The 18,227-nt window shown below is 41.2% G+C and carries 16 protein-coding genes and 1 other RNA gene; 11 read left to right on the top strand and 6 right to left on the bottom strand.

Annotated features, from left to right (window positions below; genetic code table 11):
* Positions 1-118: 118 nt before the first annotated feature.
* The 3 genes from ssrA to IKL48_04620 all read left to right on the top strand — a co-directional run bounded on the left by ssrA (position 119) and on the right by IKL48_04620 (position 2,296).
* Positions 119-464: a transfer-messenger RNA gene (ssrA, locus tag IKL48_04630) on the top strand.
* A 60-nt stretch (positions 465-524) separates the two neighbouring features.
* Positions 525-1,934 (top strand): hypothetical protein, encoded by a 1,410-nt coding sequence (locus IKL48_04625; GenBank protein MBR3603944.1) that lies wholly within the window; start codon positions 525-527, stop codon positions 1,932-1,934.
* 8 nt (positions 1,935-1,942) lie between these two features.
* A complete protein-coding gene (locus IKL48_04620; GenBank protein ID MBR3603943.1) occupies positions 1,943-2,296 on the top strand; it encodes a response regulator transcription factor in 354 nt (117 codons plus the stop codon).
* Positions 2,297-2,672: 376 nt separating this feature from the next.
* Here IKL48_04620 and IKL48_04615 read toward each other — a convergent pair whose 3' ends face one another.
* From IKL48_04615 to IKL48_04605, 3 genes are read right to left on the bottom strand one after another with little or no spacing between them, the layout of a single operon-like run.
* Entirely contained in the window at positions 2,673-3,503 is an 831-nt protein-coding gene (locus IKL48_04615; GenBank protein ID MBR3603942.1) for a TIGR00730 family Rossman fold protein, read from the bottom strand.
* A 2-nt stretch (positions 3,504-3,505) separates the two neighbouring features.
* Positions 3,506-5,359: a 1-deoxy-D-xylulose-5-phosphate synthase gene (locus tag IKL48_04610; protein MBR3603941.1), complete on the bottom strand. Its 1,854-nt coding sequence runs from the start codon at positions 5,357-5,359 to the stop codon at positions 3,506-3,508.
* Positions 5,360-5,368: 9 nt separating this feature from the next.
* Positions 5,369-6,424, bottom strand: coding sequence for a polyprenyl synthetase family protein (locus IKL48_04605; GenBank protein MBR3603940.1), 1,056 nt, complete (start codon positions 6,422-6,424; stop codon positions 5,369-5,371).
* Positions 6,425-6,525: 101 nt separating this feature from the next.
* Between IKL48_04605 and hydF the strand changes: the two genes are divergently transcribed.
* Positions 6,526-7,695, top strand: a complete 1,170-nt coding sequence (gene hydF, locus IKL48_04600; GenBank protein MBR3603939.1) for a [FeFe] hydrogenase H-cluster maturation GTPase HydF — start codon at positions 6,526-6,528, stop codon at positions 7,693-7,695.
* Between the two features lie 52 nt (positions 7,696-7,747).
* Complete coding sequence (locus tag IKL48_04595; protein MBR3603938.1) at positions 7,748-8,302, top strand: hypothetical protein; 555 nt, start codon at positions 7,748-7,750, stop codon at positions 8,300-8,302.
* Between the two features lie 70 nt (positions 8,303-8,372).
* On the opposite strand, the gene IKL48_04590 is transcribed toward IKL48_04595, so the two are convergent.
* On the bottom strand, positions 8,373-9,248 hold the full coding sequence (locus IKL48_04590) for a hypothetical protein (protein MBR3603937.1): 876 nt from the start codon (positions 9,246-9,248) through the stop codon (positions 8,373-8,375).
* A 48-nt stretch (positions 9,249-9,296) separates the two neighbouring features.
* On the opposite strand from IKL48_04590, the gene IKL48_04585 reads away from it, so the two are divergent.
* Positions 9,297-10,586 carry a mechanosensitive ion channel gene (locus IKL48_04585; protein MBR3603936.1) on the top strand — a complete coding sequence of 430 codons (1,290 nt, stop codon included), beginning with the start codon at positions 9,297-9,299 and terminating at the stop codon, positions 10,584-10,586.
* A 31-nt stretch (positions 10,587-10,617) separates the two neighbouring features.
* Here the strand turns inward: IKL48_04585 and IKL48_04580 are convergent, their stop codons facing one another.
* A complete protein-coding gene (locus IKL48_04580) occupies positions 10,618-12,015 on the bottom strand; it encodes a sodium:alanine symporter family protein (protein MBR3603935.1) in 1,398 nt (465 codons plus the stop codon).
* Between the two features lie 155 nt (positions 12,016-12,170).
* Between IKL48_04580 and IKL48_04575 the strand changes: the two genes are divergently transcribed.
* From IKL48_04575 to IKL48_04560, 4 genes are read left to right on the top strand one after another with little or no spacing between them, the layout of a single operon-like run.
* On the top strand, positions 12,171-12,524 hold the full coding sequence (locus tag IKL48_04575) for a hypothetical protein (protein MBR3603934.1): 354 nt from the start codon (positions 12,171-12,173) through the stop codon (positions 12,522-12,524).
* Complete coding sequence (gene nadA, locus IKL48_04570) at positions 12,505-13,572, top strand: quinolinate synthase NadA (GenBank protein MBR3603933.1); 1,068 nt, start codon at positions 12,505-12,507, stop codon at positions 13,570-13,572. The genes IKL48_04575 and nadA overlap by 20 nt, the downstream gene beginning before the upstream one ends.
* Entirely contained in the window at positions 13,572-14,402 is an 831-nt protein-coding gene (gene nadC / locus IKL48_04565) for a carboxylating nicotinate-nucleotide diphosphorylase (GenBank protein MBR3603932.1), read from the top strand. The genes nadA and nadC overlap by 1 nt, the downstream gene beginning before the upstream one ends.
* 34 nt (positions 14,403-14,436) lie before the next feature.
* The gene (locus IKL48_04560; protein ID MBR3603931.1) at positions 14,437-15,648 is read left to right on the top strand and encodes a PLP-dependent aminotransferase family protein; all 1,212 of its coding nucleotides are present in this window, start codon (positions 14,437-14,439) and stop codon (positions 15,646-15,648) included.
* A gap of 32 nt (positions 15,649-15,680) precedes the next feature.
* On the opposite strand, the gene IKL48_04555 is transcribed toward IKL48_04560, so the two are convergent.
* Entirely contained in the window at positions 15,681-16,064 is a 384-nt protein-coding gene (locus IKL48_04555; GenBank protein ID MBR3603930.1) for an OsmC family protein, read from the bottom strand.
* Between the two features lie 121 nt (positions 16,065-16,185).
* On the opposite strand from IKL48_04555, the gene IKL48_04550 reads away from it, so the two are divergent.
* Entirely contained in the window at positions 16,186-18,213 is a 2,028-nt protein-coding gene (locus IKL48_04550; protein MBR3603929.1) for a phosphatidylserine/phosphatidylglycerophosphate/cardiolipin synthase family protein, read from the top strand.
* Positions 18,214-18,227: the final 14 nt, after the last annotated feature.

Raw genomic sequence — 18,227 nt, 5'->3', positions numbered from 1 at the left:
TTTTTAGTAATGTATTGTGCCAACGTTCCAAAATTGCTATAAGAAAATGATACAATATAATACCGTTTATAGGGGCGGCTAGTCAAAAGCCGCGTTCTTTGAAAATTTCCGTATTTACGGGGGTGTAATAGATTCGACGGGTATCTGTTATGACCTAGAAGCAGGTATTGGTTGGCCAGGCCAATTCAAATAGGGCTACAAAAATAACTAACGACAATCAAGTCGCTTGGGCTAACGCTTAGTCCACTGCTTCCTGAGTGCTTTTCACACACTTGGGAATAGCAGTCATTATGTGAAATGCCATATATCGGGCGCGTTTCGTCTTGATATATGTAAGACCTACGAAACAAATCATGAAGGTGCTGCTGCACGCTTACTTCATGATTAATAAAGTGCAGCTAAACCTGTAGGGTCTGGGTTGTTAGGATGTTCGGACGGGGGTGCGAATCCCCCCACCTCCACTTTTTATTTATAAAGCATAAAAATATGGAAATAGAAAATTTTATTTTTTACGGAGGGCTGCTATGGCCGCTGAAATTAAATTCGGTACTGATGGTTGGAGAGGAGTAATCGCTTGGGATTTTACGTATGAAAATGTGCGCCGTTTGGCACAGGCATTGGCAGATTATATTAATGAAAATGCCCCTTCTGAAGATGAGGGGAAAAGTGCCAAAGTATTTGTAGGCTTTGACCATCGTTTTATGTCGGATTTGTTTGCAGCCGATATTGCCAGCATTTTGCGATCCAATAAAATAGATGTTATTTTGTCTGAATGTCCGGTGACAACTCCTATGGTCAGCATGCTGACACTTAAAAAGTTTTGGTTGGGCATCATGGTGACGGCCAGCCATAATCCTGCCCAGTATAACGGAGTCAAGGTCAAATTGGCCGGTTGTTCCATACCTGTGCGCGAGAGCAAAGAGATAGAGGAAAATGTAGATGAAAATCCTGTCCTTTTCTTATACGGTCAAAAAGCCGAGCAGAAGAATTTAAATGATCTTTATCAAAAATATTTATCTTCTATCGCTAACGTAAAGAAAATTGCCACGCTGAAAGGGAACATCGCCGTAGATTATATGTATGGCACAACGGCCGGCTGGTTAGAAAAATTATTACCGTCTAATAAAATTGTGGCCTTACATGATAAACATGACCCTACGTTTAACGGTTTACAACCGGATCCTTCTTTAAAAAATATGGCAGAGTTGAAAAAGACTGTTTTGGAAAAAAAGGCTATTGCCGGTTTTGCTTTTGACGGAGACGGGGACAGATTTGGTTTGTTAGATGAAAAAGGCAATTATGTGACGCCCGGATTGGTAGCTGCGGTACTTTTGCATCACTTAACTAACGATAAAAAATTTAAAGGCAAAATAGTGCAAACGGTTTCTATGGGATATTTGCCCAGACGTATTGCTCGTGCCAAAGGCTTGGGCTTTGAGGAAGTGCCGGTAGGATTTAAATATGTGGCCGAAGTGATGAACTTGGAAGATGTGGCTTTTGGGGTAGAAGAAGCCGGTGGTTTTGCTTGGAAAGGCGGAGCCTCTGACAGAGATGGCTTGGCCGTTGCATTGGCTTGGCTGGATATTTTGGCCAACACTAAAAAGAAAGTATCTGAATTGTGTGACGAAGTGGCCAAAGAATATGGCGCCTCTGTTTATTTGCGCAGAGACTTGCCTGCCGCCAAAGCCATTGATAAGGCTGCTTTTGAAGAAAAATTGCGTAAAAAATTACCGAAAAAAATAGCTTCTTTTAAAGTGGCCGAAGTGTCCACTTTAGACGGTGTGAAAATTTATTTTGAAAATGATGAATGGTTATTAGTGCGTCCGTCCGGCACAGAGCCGTTGGTGCGCGTATATGCCGAAACCGCTACCAAAAAAGACACACAGGCTTTGTTGGATTTTGGGGAAAAATTAGTAGCGCAATATATTAAATAGGGGAGAGTATGTTAAAAATAGGTTTAGTGGATGATTCTGTGATGTTGCGTTCTGCTATTAAGAACGTGTTAGAATCTTCCGGTTATGAAGTGGTGTTGGAAGCGGGTGGTTCACAAGAGTTATTTGAAAAGATGGAAAAAACAATTCCTTCGCTGATTTTATTGGATGTCTTTTTCCCGACGGAAAATGGGTTGGATATTTTGGCTCGCTTAAAAAAACAGTATCCGCCTGTCAAAGTATTGATGGTGACCGGCCTTAAACAAGAAACGATTACCACCGAAGCCAAAAGATTAGGTGCCAGCGGTGTGTTGTATAAGCCGTTTGATACCGATGATTTACTAAATGCCATTAAGCAAGCATAATATTCAAGTTTTTCATCTGAGACGATAAGTACAGAAACCCGATACGCAAAGTGTCGGGTTTCGTTGTTTTTCGGGTAAAGAATTTATTCTTACTTTTTGGCATTGCCCCAAAGTAAGCAAGAAGTTTAGTCGACAGAGAAAGTAAAAATACCTCACATAACGGATATTTTTTAAACTTGCTATACTTGGATATAAAAAATTTCTTCCTTTGAATGAGGTGTTTTCGGACTTGTGAAAGAGAGGTCTGTGCAAAGTTAAGATTTAATAAGCCAATTTTCAGTTGTTTATGTGGTGCCGGTTCTTGTTATTACACTCTTTAGAAAATATTTCACTAAAAACCCCGCCGATTCGGCGGGGTTTTGAACACTCAGATTTTCTATTTAATACCGTAGAAGTCTGCAATAACAGCCCATGCTTCTTCGGCGGTGTCTACGATGTGGCACATTTTGGCATCGGCTTTATTAATCACACCGTAAGAGGCTAAAGCATCAAAATTAACCACCTTGCTCCAGAATTCCTTACCCACTAAAATAACGGGGATTTCTTCTTTTTTATAGGTTTGGATTAGGGTGAGAATTTCGAACAGTTCGTCAAATGTGCCAAATCCGCCCGGAAACCCTAAAATGGCTTTAGAGCGCATGACCAAGTGGAGTTTGCGAATGGCAAAATAATGAAATAAAAAAGCCAAATTCTTGGTGATGTAGGGGTTGGGGCGTTGCTCGTGCGGCAACGTAATATTAAAACCGATACTGGTGCCGCCGTTTTCAAAAGCTCCGCGATTGGCCGCTTCCATCAGGCCCGGTCCGCCACCTGTCACTACAGCAAAGCGTTTTTTGCCTTTTTTCACAACCAATTTTGCAAATTCGCGGCCGACTTCATAATATTTGGACAAAGAGAGCAAGCCTTCCGCTTCAGCCAATTTTGTTTGTAATATTTTGCTTTTGGGTTTTTTGGCCAATTCTTTTTTGGCGGCGGCGACGATGGCTTTTGCTTCTTTTTCAGGACGTACACGCGCACTTCCGAAACAGACGATGGTTTGTGTAATATTAAGTGCTTGTAAGTAAAGTTCCGGTTTTAACACTTCCAGTTGAATGCGTACGGGGCGCAATGTGGATTTGTTTAACAAATCAATATCCTCATAGGCGCGGATGTAAGAAGAATCATGTTCTGCTGCGGCTACATTTCTCACTTTGGTGTTTTTTTTCATAATTATTTACCCCATTTGAGTATTTGTTCCGTCATTTTTTGCGGAGTAAGGCCTAATTGTTCAAACAACTGGCTTACTTTTCCATGTTCTACAAATTCGTCCGGCAAGCCCAAACGCAAGAGTTTAAAGGGTTTCTCTTGACTGGTTAAATATTCCGCTACGGCAGAGCCAAATCCTCCGCAAAGGCTGTTGTCTTCCACCGTCACAATACGGGGGGAACCTTTTAGGGCTTGATCCAATATATCTGTATCCAAAGGTTTAACAAAACGAGCATTAATTACACCTGCGTCTATGCCTTTTTTTCGTAAGAGTTCGGCCGTTTCTAAGGCAGGGTGTACACGGTTGCCTACCGCTACAATAGTAAGGTCGTTTCCTTTTTTAAGCCAAACACCTTTGCCGATGGGCAAGTCTTGCAGTTCTTCATCTATTTTTACTCCAAAGCCCGATCCGCGCGGATAACGCAACACATATGGTTTGCCGCAATTTACACCCGTTTTGAGCATATGTTGCAATTCATTTTCATCAGCCGGTGCGGCGATGATTAAGTTAGGGGTGCTGCGCAGGAAACTCAAATCATAAGCCCCATGATGGGTAGGGCCGTCCTCACCCACCAGTCCGGCGCGGTCTAATGCAAAAACGACGGGCAAATTTTGCAAAGCAATGTCATGCACAATTTGGTCATAACAGCGTTGGGCAAAAGAGGAATAAACCGCTACTACCGGCTTCATGCCTTCAGCGGCTAAACCTGCTGCAAAGGTAGCGGCATGTTCTTCGGCAATGCCGACATCAAAAAATCGCTCCGGATAAGTGTGACGAAATTCGTCCAAACCCGTTCCTTCCGGCATAGCGGCGGTGATGGCATTAATGGTTTTATCTTCTTTGGCCAATTTTACGATGGTATCGGAAAAGGCTTTAGTAAAGGTAATACAACTAGCTTTACCGATAGTGTCGCCTGTGTCGGCATCAAAGATACCGATACCATGAAATTTGGTCGGTTTTTCTTCGGCCGGTGTGTAGCCTTTGCCTTTTTTGGTGACTACGTGCAAAAGTACGGGGCCTTTTATTTCTTTTACACTTTCCAACACTTCTATCATGGCCTCAATATCGTTTCCGTTGACGGGGCCATAATAACGGAAACCCATTTCTTCAAAAATAGTTCCCGGAAATAAAATAGAGCGCGCTCTTTTGGCCAGTTTGGCGGCATTATTGCCTAATTCGTCAAACTGCTTTAGAAAACTTGCGGCTTTTTCTTCAGCCAGTTGTACATATTTTTTGGTGAGCAGTTTGGTGAGCAGTTGCCCCAAAGCTCCGACACGCTTGGAAATAAACATTTGATTGTCGTTTAAAATCACCAACATGTCAGAGCCTAAAAGCCCTGCATTTTGCATGGCTTCATAAGACATACCGCCGGTTAAGGCTCCGTCTGCCACTAATGCTACAATGCGTGCATCAGATTTCTTTTGATCGCGTGCAATGGCCATACCCAATGCAGCCGATAAAGCCGTGCTGGCATGACCTACGCCAAAATCATCATATTTGCTTTCGCTTCGTTTAGGAAATCCGCTAAGGCCGCCTTTGGTGCGGATAGAGTGAAATTGGCTTTGTCTGTCTGTTAAAAGTTTATGTGCGTATGCCTGGTGACCGGTATCAAAAACCAGTTTATCTTTGGGAGTATTAAACACATAGTGAAGTGCCGTAATAATTTCCACCGCTCCTAAACTAGAGCCTAAATGTCCTCCGTTTTTGCTGGTGGTTTGAATGATTTCCTGCCGAATTTCTTCACACAACGTGGGCAGAAGTTCACGCTTAATATTGCGCAAATCAGCGGGAGTTTTGACGGTGGGTAATACTTTCATGAGCACTCCTTAATAAGTACGGGTTTTGAAAAATTCAGCCATGCAATACAACGGAGCCAAGTTTTTGCGATTGACGTTTTTTAAACTATCTAAGGCTTTTTGCGCTTTAGCAATCAGCAATTGGGCGTGTTTGCGGCTTCCTTCTAATCCAAACAGGCTGACAAAGGTAAGTTTGCCGTTTTGGGCATCGCTGTTGGATTTACCCAACTGTTTGGCAGAAGCGGTGACATCTAAAATATCGTCTACAATTTGGAACACCAAACCGATACAATCTGCATATTTTTGGATATGTTTCAAATCTGCTCCTTTGACTCCGGCCAAAATGGCCCCCGTTTCTACACTGGCGCGAATTAAAGCACCGGTTTTGTTGGCGTGAATGTAAAGCAGTACATTTTCAGGGGTGGTTTCTTTGACCGATTGAGGTAAAAGGAAATAATGCAAACTTTTGTCGGCTAACTTTTTAGAGGTTTTCTTGAGTTTTTCGGCGCGGAAGCTGGAGGCCTCTTGCGTACCCATACCTTCAGCGTATACGTCAGCCGTTTGACCGCCAACCATACCGGAAGCACCGGCGCGGTGGGCAAAATTTTGCAAAGCAAGCAACGTGTTTTCATACCCGATGGATTTTATTTTTCCGTTTTGGGCAAAGACCTCAAACACATAGGTAAGCATAGCATCACCGGCAAGCAAAGATAAGTCTTCGCCAAAAACTTTGTGATTGGTGGGTTTTCCGCGTCTTAAATCATCATTATCCATGCAAGGTAAATCGTCATGAATTAAAGAATAGGTGTGCAGCATTTCCAGCGCGCAGGCAGCCGGCATGACATCGGCTGGCTTTTTGCCAAAAGCCTCTGCGGTAGCCATTGCCAAAATGGGGCGAACGCGTTTGCCGCCAGCCTGTAAGGAATAATCCATAGAGTCTGTTAAAATTTTGGGAGAATTGGGAATTTTGTTAATAAATTTGGAAAGATTTTTTTCTACCAACTTGGCGCGTTCTTTTAAATACACGTCAAAGGCTTTCATTTGTTTTGTGTTATCGGTAAACGTTGAGCTGCAATTTTTTGTCATAACCACCTCTAAAAGGGTATATCCTTTATTATACATTAAAGCAGGGGTGTCAGGAACGAAACGAACGTATTTTCTTGCTTTTTAAAATATATAATAAAAGTATGGTAAAACTAAATAGACCTCATATCGGTATTTTTGGCAGAATGAACGTGGGCAAGAGTTCACTGATTAATGCGCTGACCCGTCAAAAAACGGCCGTCGTAGCCGATGTGGCCGGCACTACTACCGACCCCGTTAAAAAAAATATGGAAATTTTGGGAATAGGGCCGGTCACCTTGATAGATACAGCAGGAGTAGACGATGCCTCCGAATTAGGGGCTCAACGTGTGGCCAAGACTCAAGAAGTTTTGGAGCAGGTAAATTTGGCTATTTTGGTTTTTACCGAAGAATTTGCCGATTACGAATATCAATGGACTTCTCTTTTTCGAGCAAAAAACATTCCCTACTTTTTAGTGCACAATAAGGCAGATTTGTTGCCGTCTGTTGCATCTGAGATAGAGGGAGCGGAAGTAGTGGAGTTTTCAGATAAATGGGCAGATACAGGCAGTTTAGTAGGGGCCATTATCCGCCATATGCCGCCAAATGCCTATAATCACGATGATATCTTTGACGGATTTGTAAAAGAGGGAGATGAGGTGGTTTTTGTTATGCCGATAGATTCCTCCGCTCCGGAAGGCCGTCTTATTTTGCCACAGGTACAAAGTTTGCGTGGTTTGCTAGATAATCATGCCGTCGGAATTTGTTTGCAGCCGAATCAATTACAAGGATGGCTGAAAAAGCATAGTCCTAAGTTGGTGGTGACAGACTCGCAAGTATTTGCACAGGTCAATCCTTTGGTCCCCAGCCATATTCCGCTTACCAGCTTTAGCATTCTTTTTTCTCGTTTAAAGGGGGATTTTGATTTATTTTTGACAGGAACGGAAAAAATAGATTCTTTGCAAGAGGGGGATAAAGTATTGGTGTTGGAGTCTTGCACACATAGTGTAAATGTGTGTGACGATATCGGCAGGGTAAAACTGCCGGCCCTATTGCAGAAAAAGACAGGTAAAAAATTATATTTTGATTATGTCACCAATTTAGATCCGTTGCCTTCGGATTTATCGGTTTATAAGTTGGCACTGCAATGTGGCGGATGTATGGTGACAAGACAACAAATTTTAAATCGTTTGGCCCATTTGAGCCAATCCGGCGTGCCGGTGAGTAATTATGGGTTGACAATTGCGTGGTGTACGGGGATTTTTAGCCGAGTGACGGAAATTTTTCGCCGGTAGTATACCTTGAAAAAACATATCGCTTTGCTATACTATAAAAAAGGAGATATATATGAAACATTTGTTTTTAATTGTTTGTTTTATGTTTGCGGCAGTTGCCTTGTTTGCTCATCCAAAGACAACAGCCGTTGTGACGCATCCGAAAACAGACGTTGTTCCGTTGGTCAGGCCACGCAGTAATGCGGTGGTGGCTCGTCCTACAACAACGTCAAGAGTAGCCCAACCATTGACTCCGGGCGGGACTACGCAGGCCTTTATGCTTGGTACCAAAGAAGATCAGCCGGCAGGGGCAGCCCCCGCTGCAACACCGGTTGTCGGTACAAAAACCAGCGCCAAATCCAGTTATGAACCGAGTTATAAAAAGGCGAAAGATTTTAAATCTTCGTCTACTGCTGTTCCTAAACAAACAAATCAAAATCCGGAAGCGAAAAACAACGGATTGGGTATGAAAGATCCGATGGCGGCTCAAAAGGAGGCCGATGCGCGTACTTTTGATATTCAAAAAGCATTAGATGAGGGGACTTTTAAGAATATTGTTCCTCCTGAAATCATGGGAAAACTTAAACAACGTAATCATGAAGCGGCTAAATCAGCCGGCAAAAAATAGAAATATTTAAAAACCCTCCTATTTTCGGAGGGTTATTTATTATAAAATTAGGGCTTTTGTATTGAAAATATTAGTTTTGCGTTTTGATTTTTCGTGCTACGCTATCTAAAGGACTAGCGATAGAGTGTTCTAGATCCACTTTCCATATTCCGCAACTGACAGTACGGTTTTGTAAATTTTCGGCTTGTTTGCCCATTTGTACTTTTGCCTTGCAATAAACGGTATAAATATTTTCATCACGGTGCTGGGCCGTATAGATTCGTTGACTCAGCAAGAAAATATAACCTTTCTTTTTATAATTCTTATTTAAACTATAAAAATAGCGATCTACTTTTGATCCTTCCAACCGTTGCAACAAATCTTGTGCCCGTTGTCGGGCGGCAGGGTCTTGGGCAGTATCGATGCTATCCTCTTGCAGAGCGGCTTGGTCAGCCAAATAGGCATTTCGACGAACTTGTAGAAAACGGGCTTGGCTTTCTATTTGAGCTAAGCGGACAAGGTCTTCTACCAACTCTCTTTTTAACTTCACCAATCCGTTGTTATTAATACTTCCTTTCGGGGAAACTTGAACGGAAGTAGTGTTGACGAAATTGGAATGGCTGACGGAAAGGGTAATTTTTTCCGGTGTGTATTTATAAGCACGTCCGTAATATTTTAGATTTTTCTCAAAGTTTTTATTAAAGTCCAACACTACTTCTTTGTGTTCACTTCGCCAACAGCAAGAGTTTATGCAAGTTTGTTGCTTCATTAAATTTTCTTTGGCCTCAGAGGGGGAAAAGGTGAGACGGAACTGATAGCAAGAGTCAAACTGTTTTCCGTCAAAATCAGTTTTTTTGGCAGGAATATCCAACCACGCCTTGTTGGTGGCTGTACCGGAATTATTAAGAGGTGCATAACAATCCGTTATGAATAAAGAGAATATTGCCAATGGGAAAACTTTTTTCATACACTTAATTATAATAACTTTTTTAAAGAAAAAAACGAAGGAGGGTATATGTTAAGTGCTTGGTTGGGAAAATTGTTTTCTTCTTGGGCATTGGTATCTGAAAGAGCAAGTTCTTTATCTGCGGAAATTTTAGGGATTTTATTATTGGTTTTGGCCGTTTTTTTGATTGCCAAAATTTGCAAAAGACTGCTTCTTTTTATTTTTGATCGTTCCTTTTTTGGGTCGAAGTTTCCTCATTTCTTTCAAGCAGTCAAACATTCTCATATTTTAGCAGCTACCGGCTATGCTGTTTCTGCTGTAGCGGTGATACAGTTATATTCTTTGTTTATTCCGGTGGAAGGGCTATTTTGGGTTTCCGTCATGCAAAAGGTGGTGGGGATTTATGTAGTATCTTGCTTTATGCACCTGTTTGTATGTGCAATGAATATATTGGATTATATGTATGGCAGAAACCCCAATGTCCCGTTGCGGGGTGTATTTCAGGCGGGCAAAATTGTCATCTATTTGTTGGGGGCATTAGTCATCATTTCTATTTTAATCAGCAAGAAGCCGATGTACGTCATTACGGGTTTGTCTGCGGCAGCGGCTGTGTTTATGTTGATTTTTAAAGATCCTATTTTGGGTTTTGCTGCCGGTATCCAGCTGGCCAGTAATAATCTGCTAAAAATTGGAGACTGGATTACTATGGAATCTCATGGGGCAGACGGTACGGTAATTGATATTACATTGACTACGGTGCGCGTGCAAAACTTTGATAATACTATCGTAAATATTCCTGCGTATGATTTAGTTTCTCGTCCTTTTCAGAATTGGAGCGGTATGTTCCAAAGTGGTGCAAGACGTATTAAACGTTCTATTAATATAGACGTGGAAACGATTAAGTTTTTGGATCAAAATTTGTTAAATCGCTTGAAAAAAATCAAACTGATTTCGGATTACTTGGAAAATAAAGAAACAGAAATTCGTGATTTTAATGAAAAACATGGCAACAAAGAAAGTGTTTTGAACGGACGTCATTTAACCAATATAGGTACTTTCCGTCAATATGCGGTGGCTTACTTAAACAGTTTATCCACCATTGATCATAAAGAAACCTGCATGGTGCGTCAATTGGCTCCCACTACGGCGGGACTGCCACTGGAAATTTATTGTTTTACCGCTACGACAGAATGGGTAAAATATGAGGCAATACAGTCGGATGTTTTTGATCATTTATATTCTGTGATGCCAGAGTTTGATTTGTTGCCGTATCAACAACCTGCCGGCAGAAATTTCAACCAAGCAACTAAGATGATATTTTCAGAGAGAAATCAAGGATTAAATCAAATAGAAAAATAAATACAAACCCCGCTTCAAAAGCGGGGTTTTATTATAAGACTTTATGTAAGTTTTTTTGAGTTTCTTTTTGTAGTTTATGACGGATTTTCCATAACATATAAACATTGGGTAAGGTCATCAATGTCATCATCAGTACCGTCAATCCCCATGCCAAGCGGGTGCTGAGACCTACTTCAAAGGCATCGGGGGAAATTGTCCAACTTAAAGAAAATGTGGTGCCTAAACCGCCGCCTATGACGCAGATAATAACATAAAATACGCGCCATGCTATGGCCCACTTTCCGCCACCTAAAAATTGCAAGGCTTTTTCTCCGTAGTAGGACCAACCAATTAAGGTGGTGAACGAAAAAATAATAAGTGAAAATATTAATACGGGCGTTCCTAAATAAGGAACTGTTTTGAATGCGCTATTACAGAGATTGGCTGCAAAAACGTTGGGGTTTTGCCAATCTCCGGCCAACACAATGACCAAACCGGAAAAAGTACAAATGAGTACCGTCCAGAAAACAGATGTTGCAGATATAATACCCATTTTTACGGCACTCTTGGTTTGCGCAGCAGAAGCGGCGATAGAAGCACTGCCTAGTCCGGCTTCTGTGCTTAACACACTTCTGGACACGCCGATACCAATAGCACTTAAAGCCGATTGAAAGAGTGCCATAACGGTGACGCCGGCCGCTCCTCCGACGGCGGCTTTTCCGGTGAAAGCAGAAGTGATGATAAGCTCAATCGCTTGCGGAATTTTGGTGAAATTCATACACATAATGATAAGAACAATAGAAATATAAGCCGATCCCATGATAGGTACTAACCATTCAGAATAGGCAGCGATTCTTTTTACCCCGCCAATGGTAATAACCGCTGCTAAGGCGGCTACGATAGTACCAATTATCCAAGGGTTCAAACTATAGCCTTCTCTTAAAACATCAGCAATAGAGTTTGATTGTAAGGCGGCCCCTGCTACAATGGCCATAAAAATAGTGCCGATAGAAAAAATAAAAGCCAGCCATTTCATTTTAAGTACGCGCGCCATTACATACATCGGTCCGCCCACATATTCGCCCTCTTTATGCAGGCGATATTTGACGGTGGCCGTACACTCGCAGTATTTAATTACGAAGTTAAAAAATCCAGCTACAATCATCCAAAAAACAGCTCCGGGTCCACCCTCAGACACTGCAGTGGTGACACCCAAAATACTGCCCGTTCCTACAGTAGCGCCAATCATCATGGCTAAATAAGCAAAACTGCTGACGGTGCCGCTTCCTTCATCACTGCTCAAAGAAAGAGAAATCGCTTTAAATACATGTTTTTGGATAAAACCCAACTTGAACGTAAAATAAATACCCATGCTAAAAATTAAAATAATCATGGGTGGGCCCCAAATAAATGAATTTAGGGCATTGACACAATTTAATAATGTTTCCATATAGAACTCCAGCTTAATAATGAAAAATTAGGAAAGATATATTCTATTTTACAAAAACCTTAGCCTTGCTTGTAAAAAATATTAACATGGAGGGGAAAATAATTTATACAATGTATTTAGCAATGATATGTTGTAGCAATTAAGGAGAGATTCTTATGAAAAAAATTTTTCTTTTGGCAGTAATAGGTGCTTTTGCGGTGGGTTGTTCCACCACCTCGACCCAATCTGAAGGATTGTCCGACCAGTATGCCAAGTATCAGATTGTAGACCAAGAATTTGATAACCTTATCGTGCCTAATGATAGTTATGAACGCGTCAGCGCTTATGAAGAACAGGTCAGTGGCGTTTCTTATATTCAAAGTACTACACATCAAAAAAATCAAAGACCCAACCGCACGATGTCTGTTAAAAAGACAGTAGTAGACGGAGAAGGAAATCAGCTTTCAGCTGATGTCACTGCTCCGGTGACGGACCAGGAAGCCTTGCCGGATGAAGAGGCTGATTTATAAGATGTCTTTTGAACTTCCAAACAAAGAAGAACTTTTAACACAAGAAGCCCATAGACTCTATGGGCTTTTGGGTTCTGTTTCGCATTTAGAAGGGCGAAAATGGACCTATGCCGACTGTCTTCAAATTGCTCCTTACACCCTTTCCATTAACCAAATTAAAAAAGAGCAAAATGCCGTTATTTTAGCCCACTCTTATACAGTGCCGGAATTAGTGTTGGGTGTGGCTGATTTTAGCGGAGACTCTTATGCATTAAGTTTGAAAGCAAAAGAAGTGCGCGAAGAAAAAATTATTTTCGCCGGTGTTTGGTTTATGGCAGAAACGGCTAAAATTTTAAATCCTTGTAAGCACGTTATTATTCCGGCGGGAAAAGCTGGCTGTAGTTTGGCCGATGCTATTACTGCTGAAGAAGTGCGCCGACTAAAAAGAGAATATCCTGATGTTGCGGTACTCTGCTACGTTAATAGTACTGCAGAGGTAAAAGCAGAATGTGATGTTTGTGTCACCTCCGGCAATGTCTTTGATATTGCGGAAAGATTGCCCCAAAAAGAATTGATTTTCGTGCCGGATTTGTTAATGGCTCAAAACATAGAGCAAGAGTTGAAACGACGCGGAAATCCTAAAAAAATTATTGCCGCAGGCGGAAGTTGCTGCGTGCATGATCGCTATAGCGTAGAAGACGTGCAAAAATTACGTGCGCAATATCCTGATATTGTGGTTATTTGTCACCCTGAGTGTCAGCCGCAAGTTTGTGCCGCGTGCGACTATGTGGGCAGCACCAAAGCGATGCAAGACTACGTAAGCAAAAGCCCTGCCAAGATTTTTGGCATGTTGACGGAGCAAGGGTTGGTGAATCGTTTGGAAGCCGCCTTTACAGATAAGCAATTTGTTTGGCCGTTCGGTACGTGCCAATATATGAAGCAAAACACGTTGGAAAATACTTTTCAGGCTTTGTTAGAGCCTCAGCCGGAGCAAATAGTTTCTCTATCGAGTGACGTGATAGCCCGTGCACAAAAATCTTTACAAAAAATGTTTGAGTTAAGCAAATGATTATTGAAAAAATTATACAATTGGCCATTGAAGAAGATTTGGGACTGGGGGATATTACCTCTGATAATATTTTTACGGAGCAAGATAGCGCTCGTGCCGTTATTGTGGCTAAAGAAGATTTGGTGTTGTGCGGTATGGATATAGCCCGTCAGACTTTTTGGTATGTCGATGAAAATGTCGTTTTTACTCCCTTAAAAAAAGATGGAGATTTTGTTAAAAAAGGTGAAAAAGTTTTAGAATTGGAAGGACCGACTTTAAGTATTTTAAAGGGGGAGCGGACTGCATTAAATTTCATGCAACGTATGAGCGGTATTGCTACTGCCAGCCGCGAATATGCCGAAATTACTAAGCCTTACGGAGTGATGATGGTGGATACACGCAAAAGCCAGCCGGGCATGCGCAAGTTGGATAAATATGCCGTTCGTTGCGGTGGCGCGCGCAACCATCGTATGTCTTTGGCCGACAGTGTAATGATTAAGGATAATCATATCGCAGCGGCAGGCTCTATTACCGCTGCTGTTAAACGTATCAAAGAATCCATCGGACATACTCCTAAAGTGGAAGTAGAAGTGACTAATATGGCGCAAATCAATGAGGCTTTAGAAGCCGGTGCTGATATTATTATGCTTGACAATATGACCCCTGCTCAGGCAGCAGAAGCGGTAAAATGGATTGCCGGGCGCGCTTTGGTGGAGATTTCCGGCGGAATTAATAAGGAAAACTTGGCCGCTTATTGTCAGGCCAAGCCAGATGTTATTTCTAGCGGAGCTTTAACCCACTCCGTACCCAGTAAAGATTTAAGTCTTAAAATTACCGAGTATATTAAATAACTCGTTATTTCAGCAGATGAAAAAGGAGTAAATGATGGACTACTCAAAATTATATTCAGATACGGCTCTTAGTATTAAGGCTTCTGCCATACGCGAACTTTTAAAGGTAATTGCTCGTCCGGAAGTCATTTCTTTAGCCGGCGGTTTACCCGATCCTAATTTGTTTCCTGTAGAAGATGTAAGCAAAAGTATACAGCAAGCATTGACTCTTTCTCCCAAAGAATCCTTGCAGTACGGTACTACAGAAGGCCAAGCCGTTTTGAAGAAAGAACTGATTAAGTTGTTGAAAGAGACAGAAAACATTGATGCTACGGCAGAGCAACTTTTGGTAGTTTCCGCTTCTCAACAGGGCTTGGATATGACCTCTCGTATTTTTTTAAACAGAGGCGATTGCATTGTCACATCTTCTCCCACTTATTTAGGTGCTTTGCAGGCTTTTGAAGCCTCCGGTGCCGATGTATATGGAGCAGAGAGCGACGATTTTGGTGTTATCCCGGCTGCTATAGAGAAAAGACTTCAATTGTTAAAAGATACCGGAAAAGCCTGTAAATTTATTTACTTGGTACCTGATTTTCAAAATCCAAACGGATTAACCATTCCGCAAGAACGTCGTATAGAAATTTTAAGATTAGCCGAAAAATACAATACTTTAATTGTGGAAGATTCTCCTTATCGTCAAGTGCGTTTTGAAGGGGTCTCTCCGAAAACATTTTATGAGTTGGACGGCGGACGCGGAAATGTAATTACCTTATTTACATTCTCAAAAGTCTTTGTGCCGGGCTTTCGCTTAGGTTATGTGGTGGCTCCTGCTGAAGTGATACAGAAATACGTTATTTTAAAGCAGGCAATGGATTTGTGCACCACACCCATTATTCAATTGGCCGCAGCGGCTTATTTGAGAAGCGGACGTTTACTGCAACACATTCAAACAGTGGTGGAAGTGTACCGTCGAAAAAGAAATTTAATGTTAGAAATGCTGGAAAAATATATGCCCAAAGAAGTAAAGTGGACCAAACCGGAGGGAGGATTGTTCCTTTGGGTCACTTTGCCGGAGCGTATTGATGCTCAAGAAATGTTAAAACTTTCTTTACAAGAAAATGTGGCTTATGTGGCTGGGGTAGATTTTTACCCACCGCGTGATGCTAAAAAGAATGATTTGCGCTTAAACTTTTCTTATTCTTCACCACAGCAAATAGAAGAAGGCGTAAAACGCTTAGCCACTACGATTAAAAAGGCATTGCTCTAATAATTTAAAACCCCGCATAAAGCGGGGTTTTTTTAAGGTTCTTTTACCAAAGAAATATCATGTTCTATTTTGACGTGTCTTGCCACCAGGCAACGTTTGGCCACTTCAATCAAGGCATTTTCGTATTTTGACGGAAATCCTGACGGGGTATGGATAGATACTTTTATTTTTTCAATTACGTAATCACTGATGTTCCACACAGGATCTAAGGTTAAATAAACATTTTCCGGCAAATCATGTTGTTTTAAGAAGTTTAAAACAAACACTCCGCAACAACTGCCCAATGATGCTAAAAACAGGTCAATCGGAGTAGGGGCGGAGGCATCACCGCCTTGTTCTTTGGGTTGATCTGTCCATACATCAAAATTTTTGACACGCACCCGTACCTTTTTATTTCCTTCAAAGGTGATTTTCATTGACGGCTCCTTATAGATTAAATAACGACGGAAAAAGATACAACTCATTATTAGTATATCTATTTTAATTAAATTTTCAACAGAAAATTTTAACGATGCTGGTTTTTGATACAATAGATATATGAAAAAATTTTCTTTTCTTTATATTTTTTATGCCGTTTTGGCCTCTTGTTTGCTCAGTGCTTGTGCTTCTACACAATCCCAAAAATATCAGGTGTTTTCTTCCATTGAAGAACATTCTTTATCTCCTGCCAAAGTATCTTTGTGGAAGGAAAAACTTTATCTGCTTTATAATTATGAAGGAGAAAAATTTTATTTTGTTGCTTCTGCTAAACCCGATATGGAGAAGGGAAATCCGTATGCTTTAATGGAACCTAAGAGATTTTTTGACCTTGCAGATCACAAAAATGAGCAGGAAGTGGTGGTGGTTGGACAGGAGTGGACAGAAGTGTTAAAGGAAGTGCTGATTTCCATTGCTCCACAAAATGCGCAAGAAGGAAAAGTGGTTTTTATTGAAAATTTTGAAACACTCTTGTACAGGGATTTAAGCGGTAAATTAGATTTGGTAGATTTGAGCCATTCTCCGTCTAATATTCAAGTTATAGGAAAAGTGCAATCCAAAGAATTTGATCTTCTGGTTTTTGAAAAATTGAAAGAGATGGTCAATGATGCCGGTGTTGCTTACACTCGTTTCCTGCTGAAGTTAAAAAACGTCCCTTTAACACCTTTTTTGTATGTGGATGTAGAGCAGGGTATCATCACTCCGTTGCAATTGCCCGCTTACTACGAACTGGAAAAAGAGATGACCCGCTTGGGGTTTTCTGCCAATTTTTTGTGGTCCTTTTTTGTTAAAAGTCATTTTTTAGGAATTATCAAATCACCTGTCACTTCGGCCACAAGGTTGGGTTCTTTGACGGTTTCTAGTATTTATACGGCTTTCCCGCCCAGATACAAAGATTTAGAGGAAGTTCCCGCTTTGTCTGTTGATGACCAAGAGATGGACCTTCAAGACTTTAATCAATGGTTGGATAAAAATATCAGCAAACAAAATTATAAAGCCTCAGTGGAACTCTTAATTGACGGAGAAGAATTTTTTCCGCATTTTATGTTAGCTGCCCAACAAGCCCAACATTCCATTTTTACTAGAGTGTATATTTTTGGTACAGATCCCTATGGCATCAAAATTGCCGATATGCTGAAGGCTCGCTCTGCCGATGGAATAGACGTGCGTGTATTAACCGATGAGTTAAACAATATTGTCAATTCTACCCGTCAACCGGAGTTGGCATATAAAGAAGATTTTGTTATGCCTAAAAGCATAAAAAAATATTTGCGTAAAGATTCGCATGCCAAAGCACGAACCCATTTAAATACATGGGCCACCTTTGACCACACCAAAGTATATCTGATAGACCGAGAGTTAGCCTATACAGGAGGTATGAATATTGGGGAGGAGTATCGCTATACATGGCATGATATGATGGTTGCATTGCGCGGACCGGTGGTGGGGCAGCTGGTCAAAAATTTTTATGAAGCATGGTCTTTTAATGGTTGGGGGGGAGACTTTGCCGCTATTTACCGCCAACTTTTTAGCAAAAAATACCGTTCTGTAAACAAAGAAACTCCGGATATGATTGATGTGCGCCTGCTTTATACTAAACCTACTCAAGCAGAAATCTTTTCGGCACAGTTGGAAGCCATTAAACGAGCCAAAAAACGTATTTATATTCAAAATGCTTATTTTTCTGATGATCGCATTGTGGGGGAAATCATCAAGGCACGCGGGCGTGGGGTAGATGTGCGCGTCATTTTACCCAGTGAAAATGACGTGACGATTATGCATAGCAATAATCAAATTATGGCCAATAAACTTTGGCGCAATGGAGTGCGAGTATATTTTTACAAAGCCATGAGTCATGTAAAAGCAGCTATTTATGATGGTTGGGCGGTAGTAGGATCGGCTAATTTTGACAAAATGAGCCTATTTATTAATCAGGAAATGAGTTTGGGTATTTCTGATCCTGTCTTTGTCAAAGAATTAGAGGAGCGTTTATTTGAAAAGGATTTTGCCAATTCCGAAGAAATGACGGAAGAACGAAAAGTGGGTTGGAACTCTTTTATCGTTGGGGCATTGACCAATCAACTTTAATAAAAAACTCGGGT

The sequence above is a fragment of the Elusimicrobiaceae bacterium genome, assembly GCA_017520185.1.
GTDB lineage: Bacteria > Elusimicrobiota > Elusimicrobia > Elusimicrobiales > Elusimicrobiaceae > Avelusimicrobium.
This window is presented reverse-complemented; position numbering and strand designations above follow the sequence as displayed.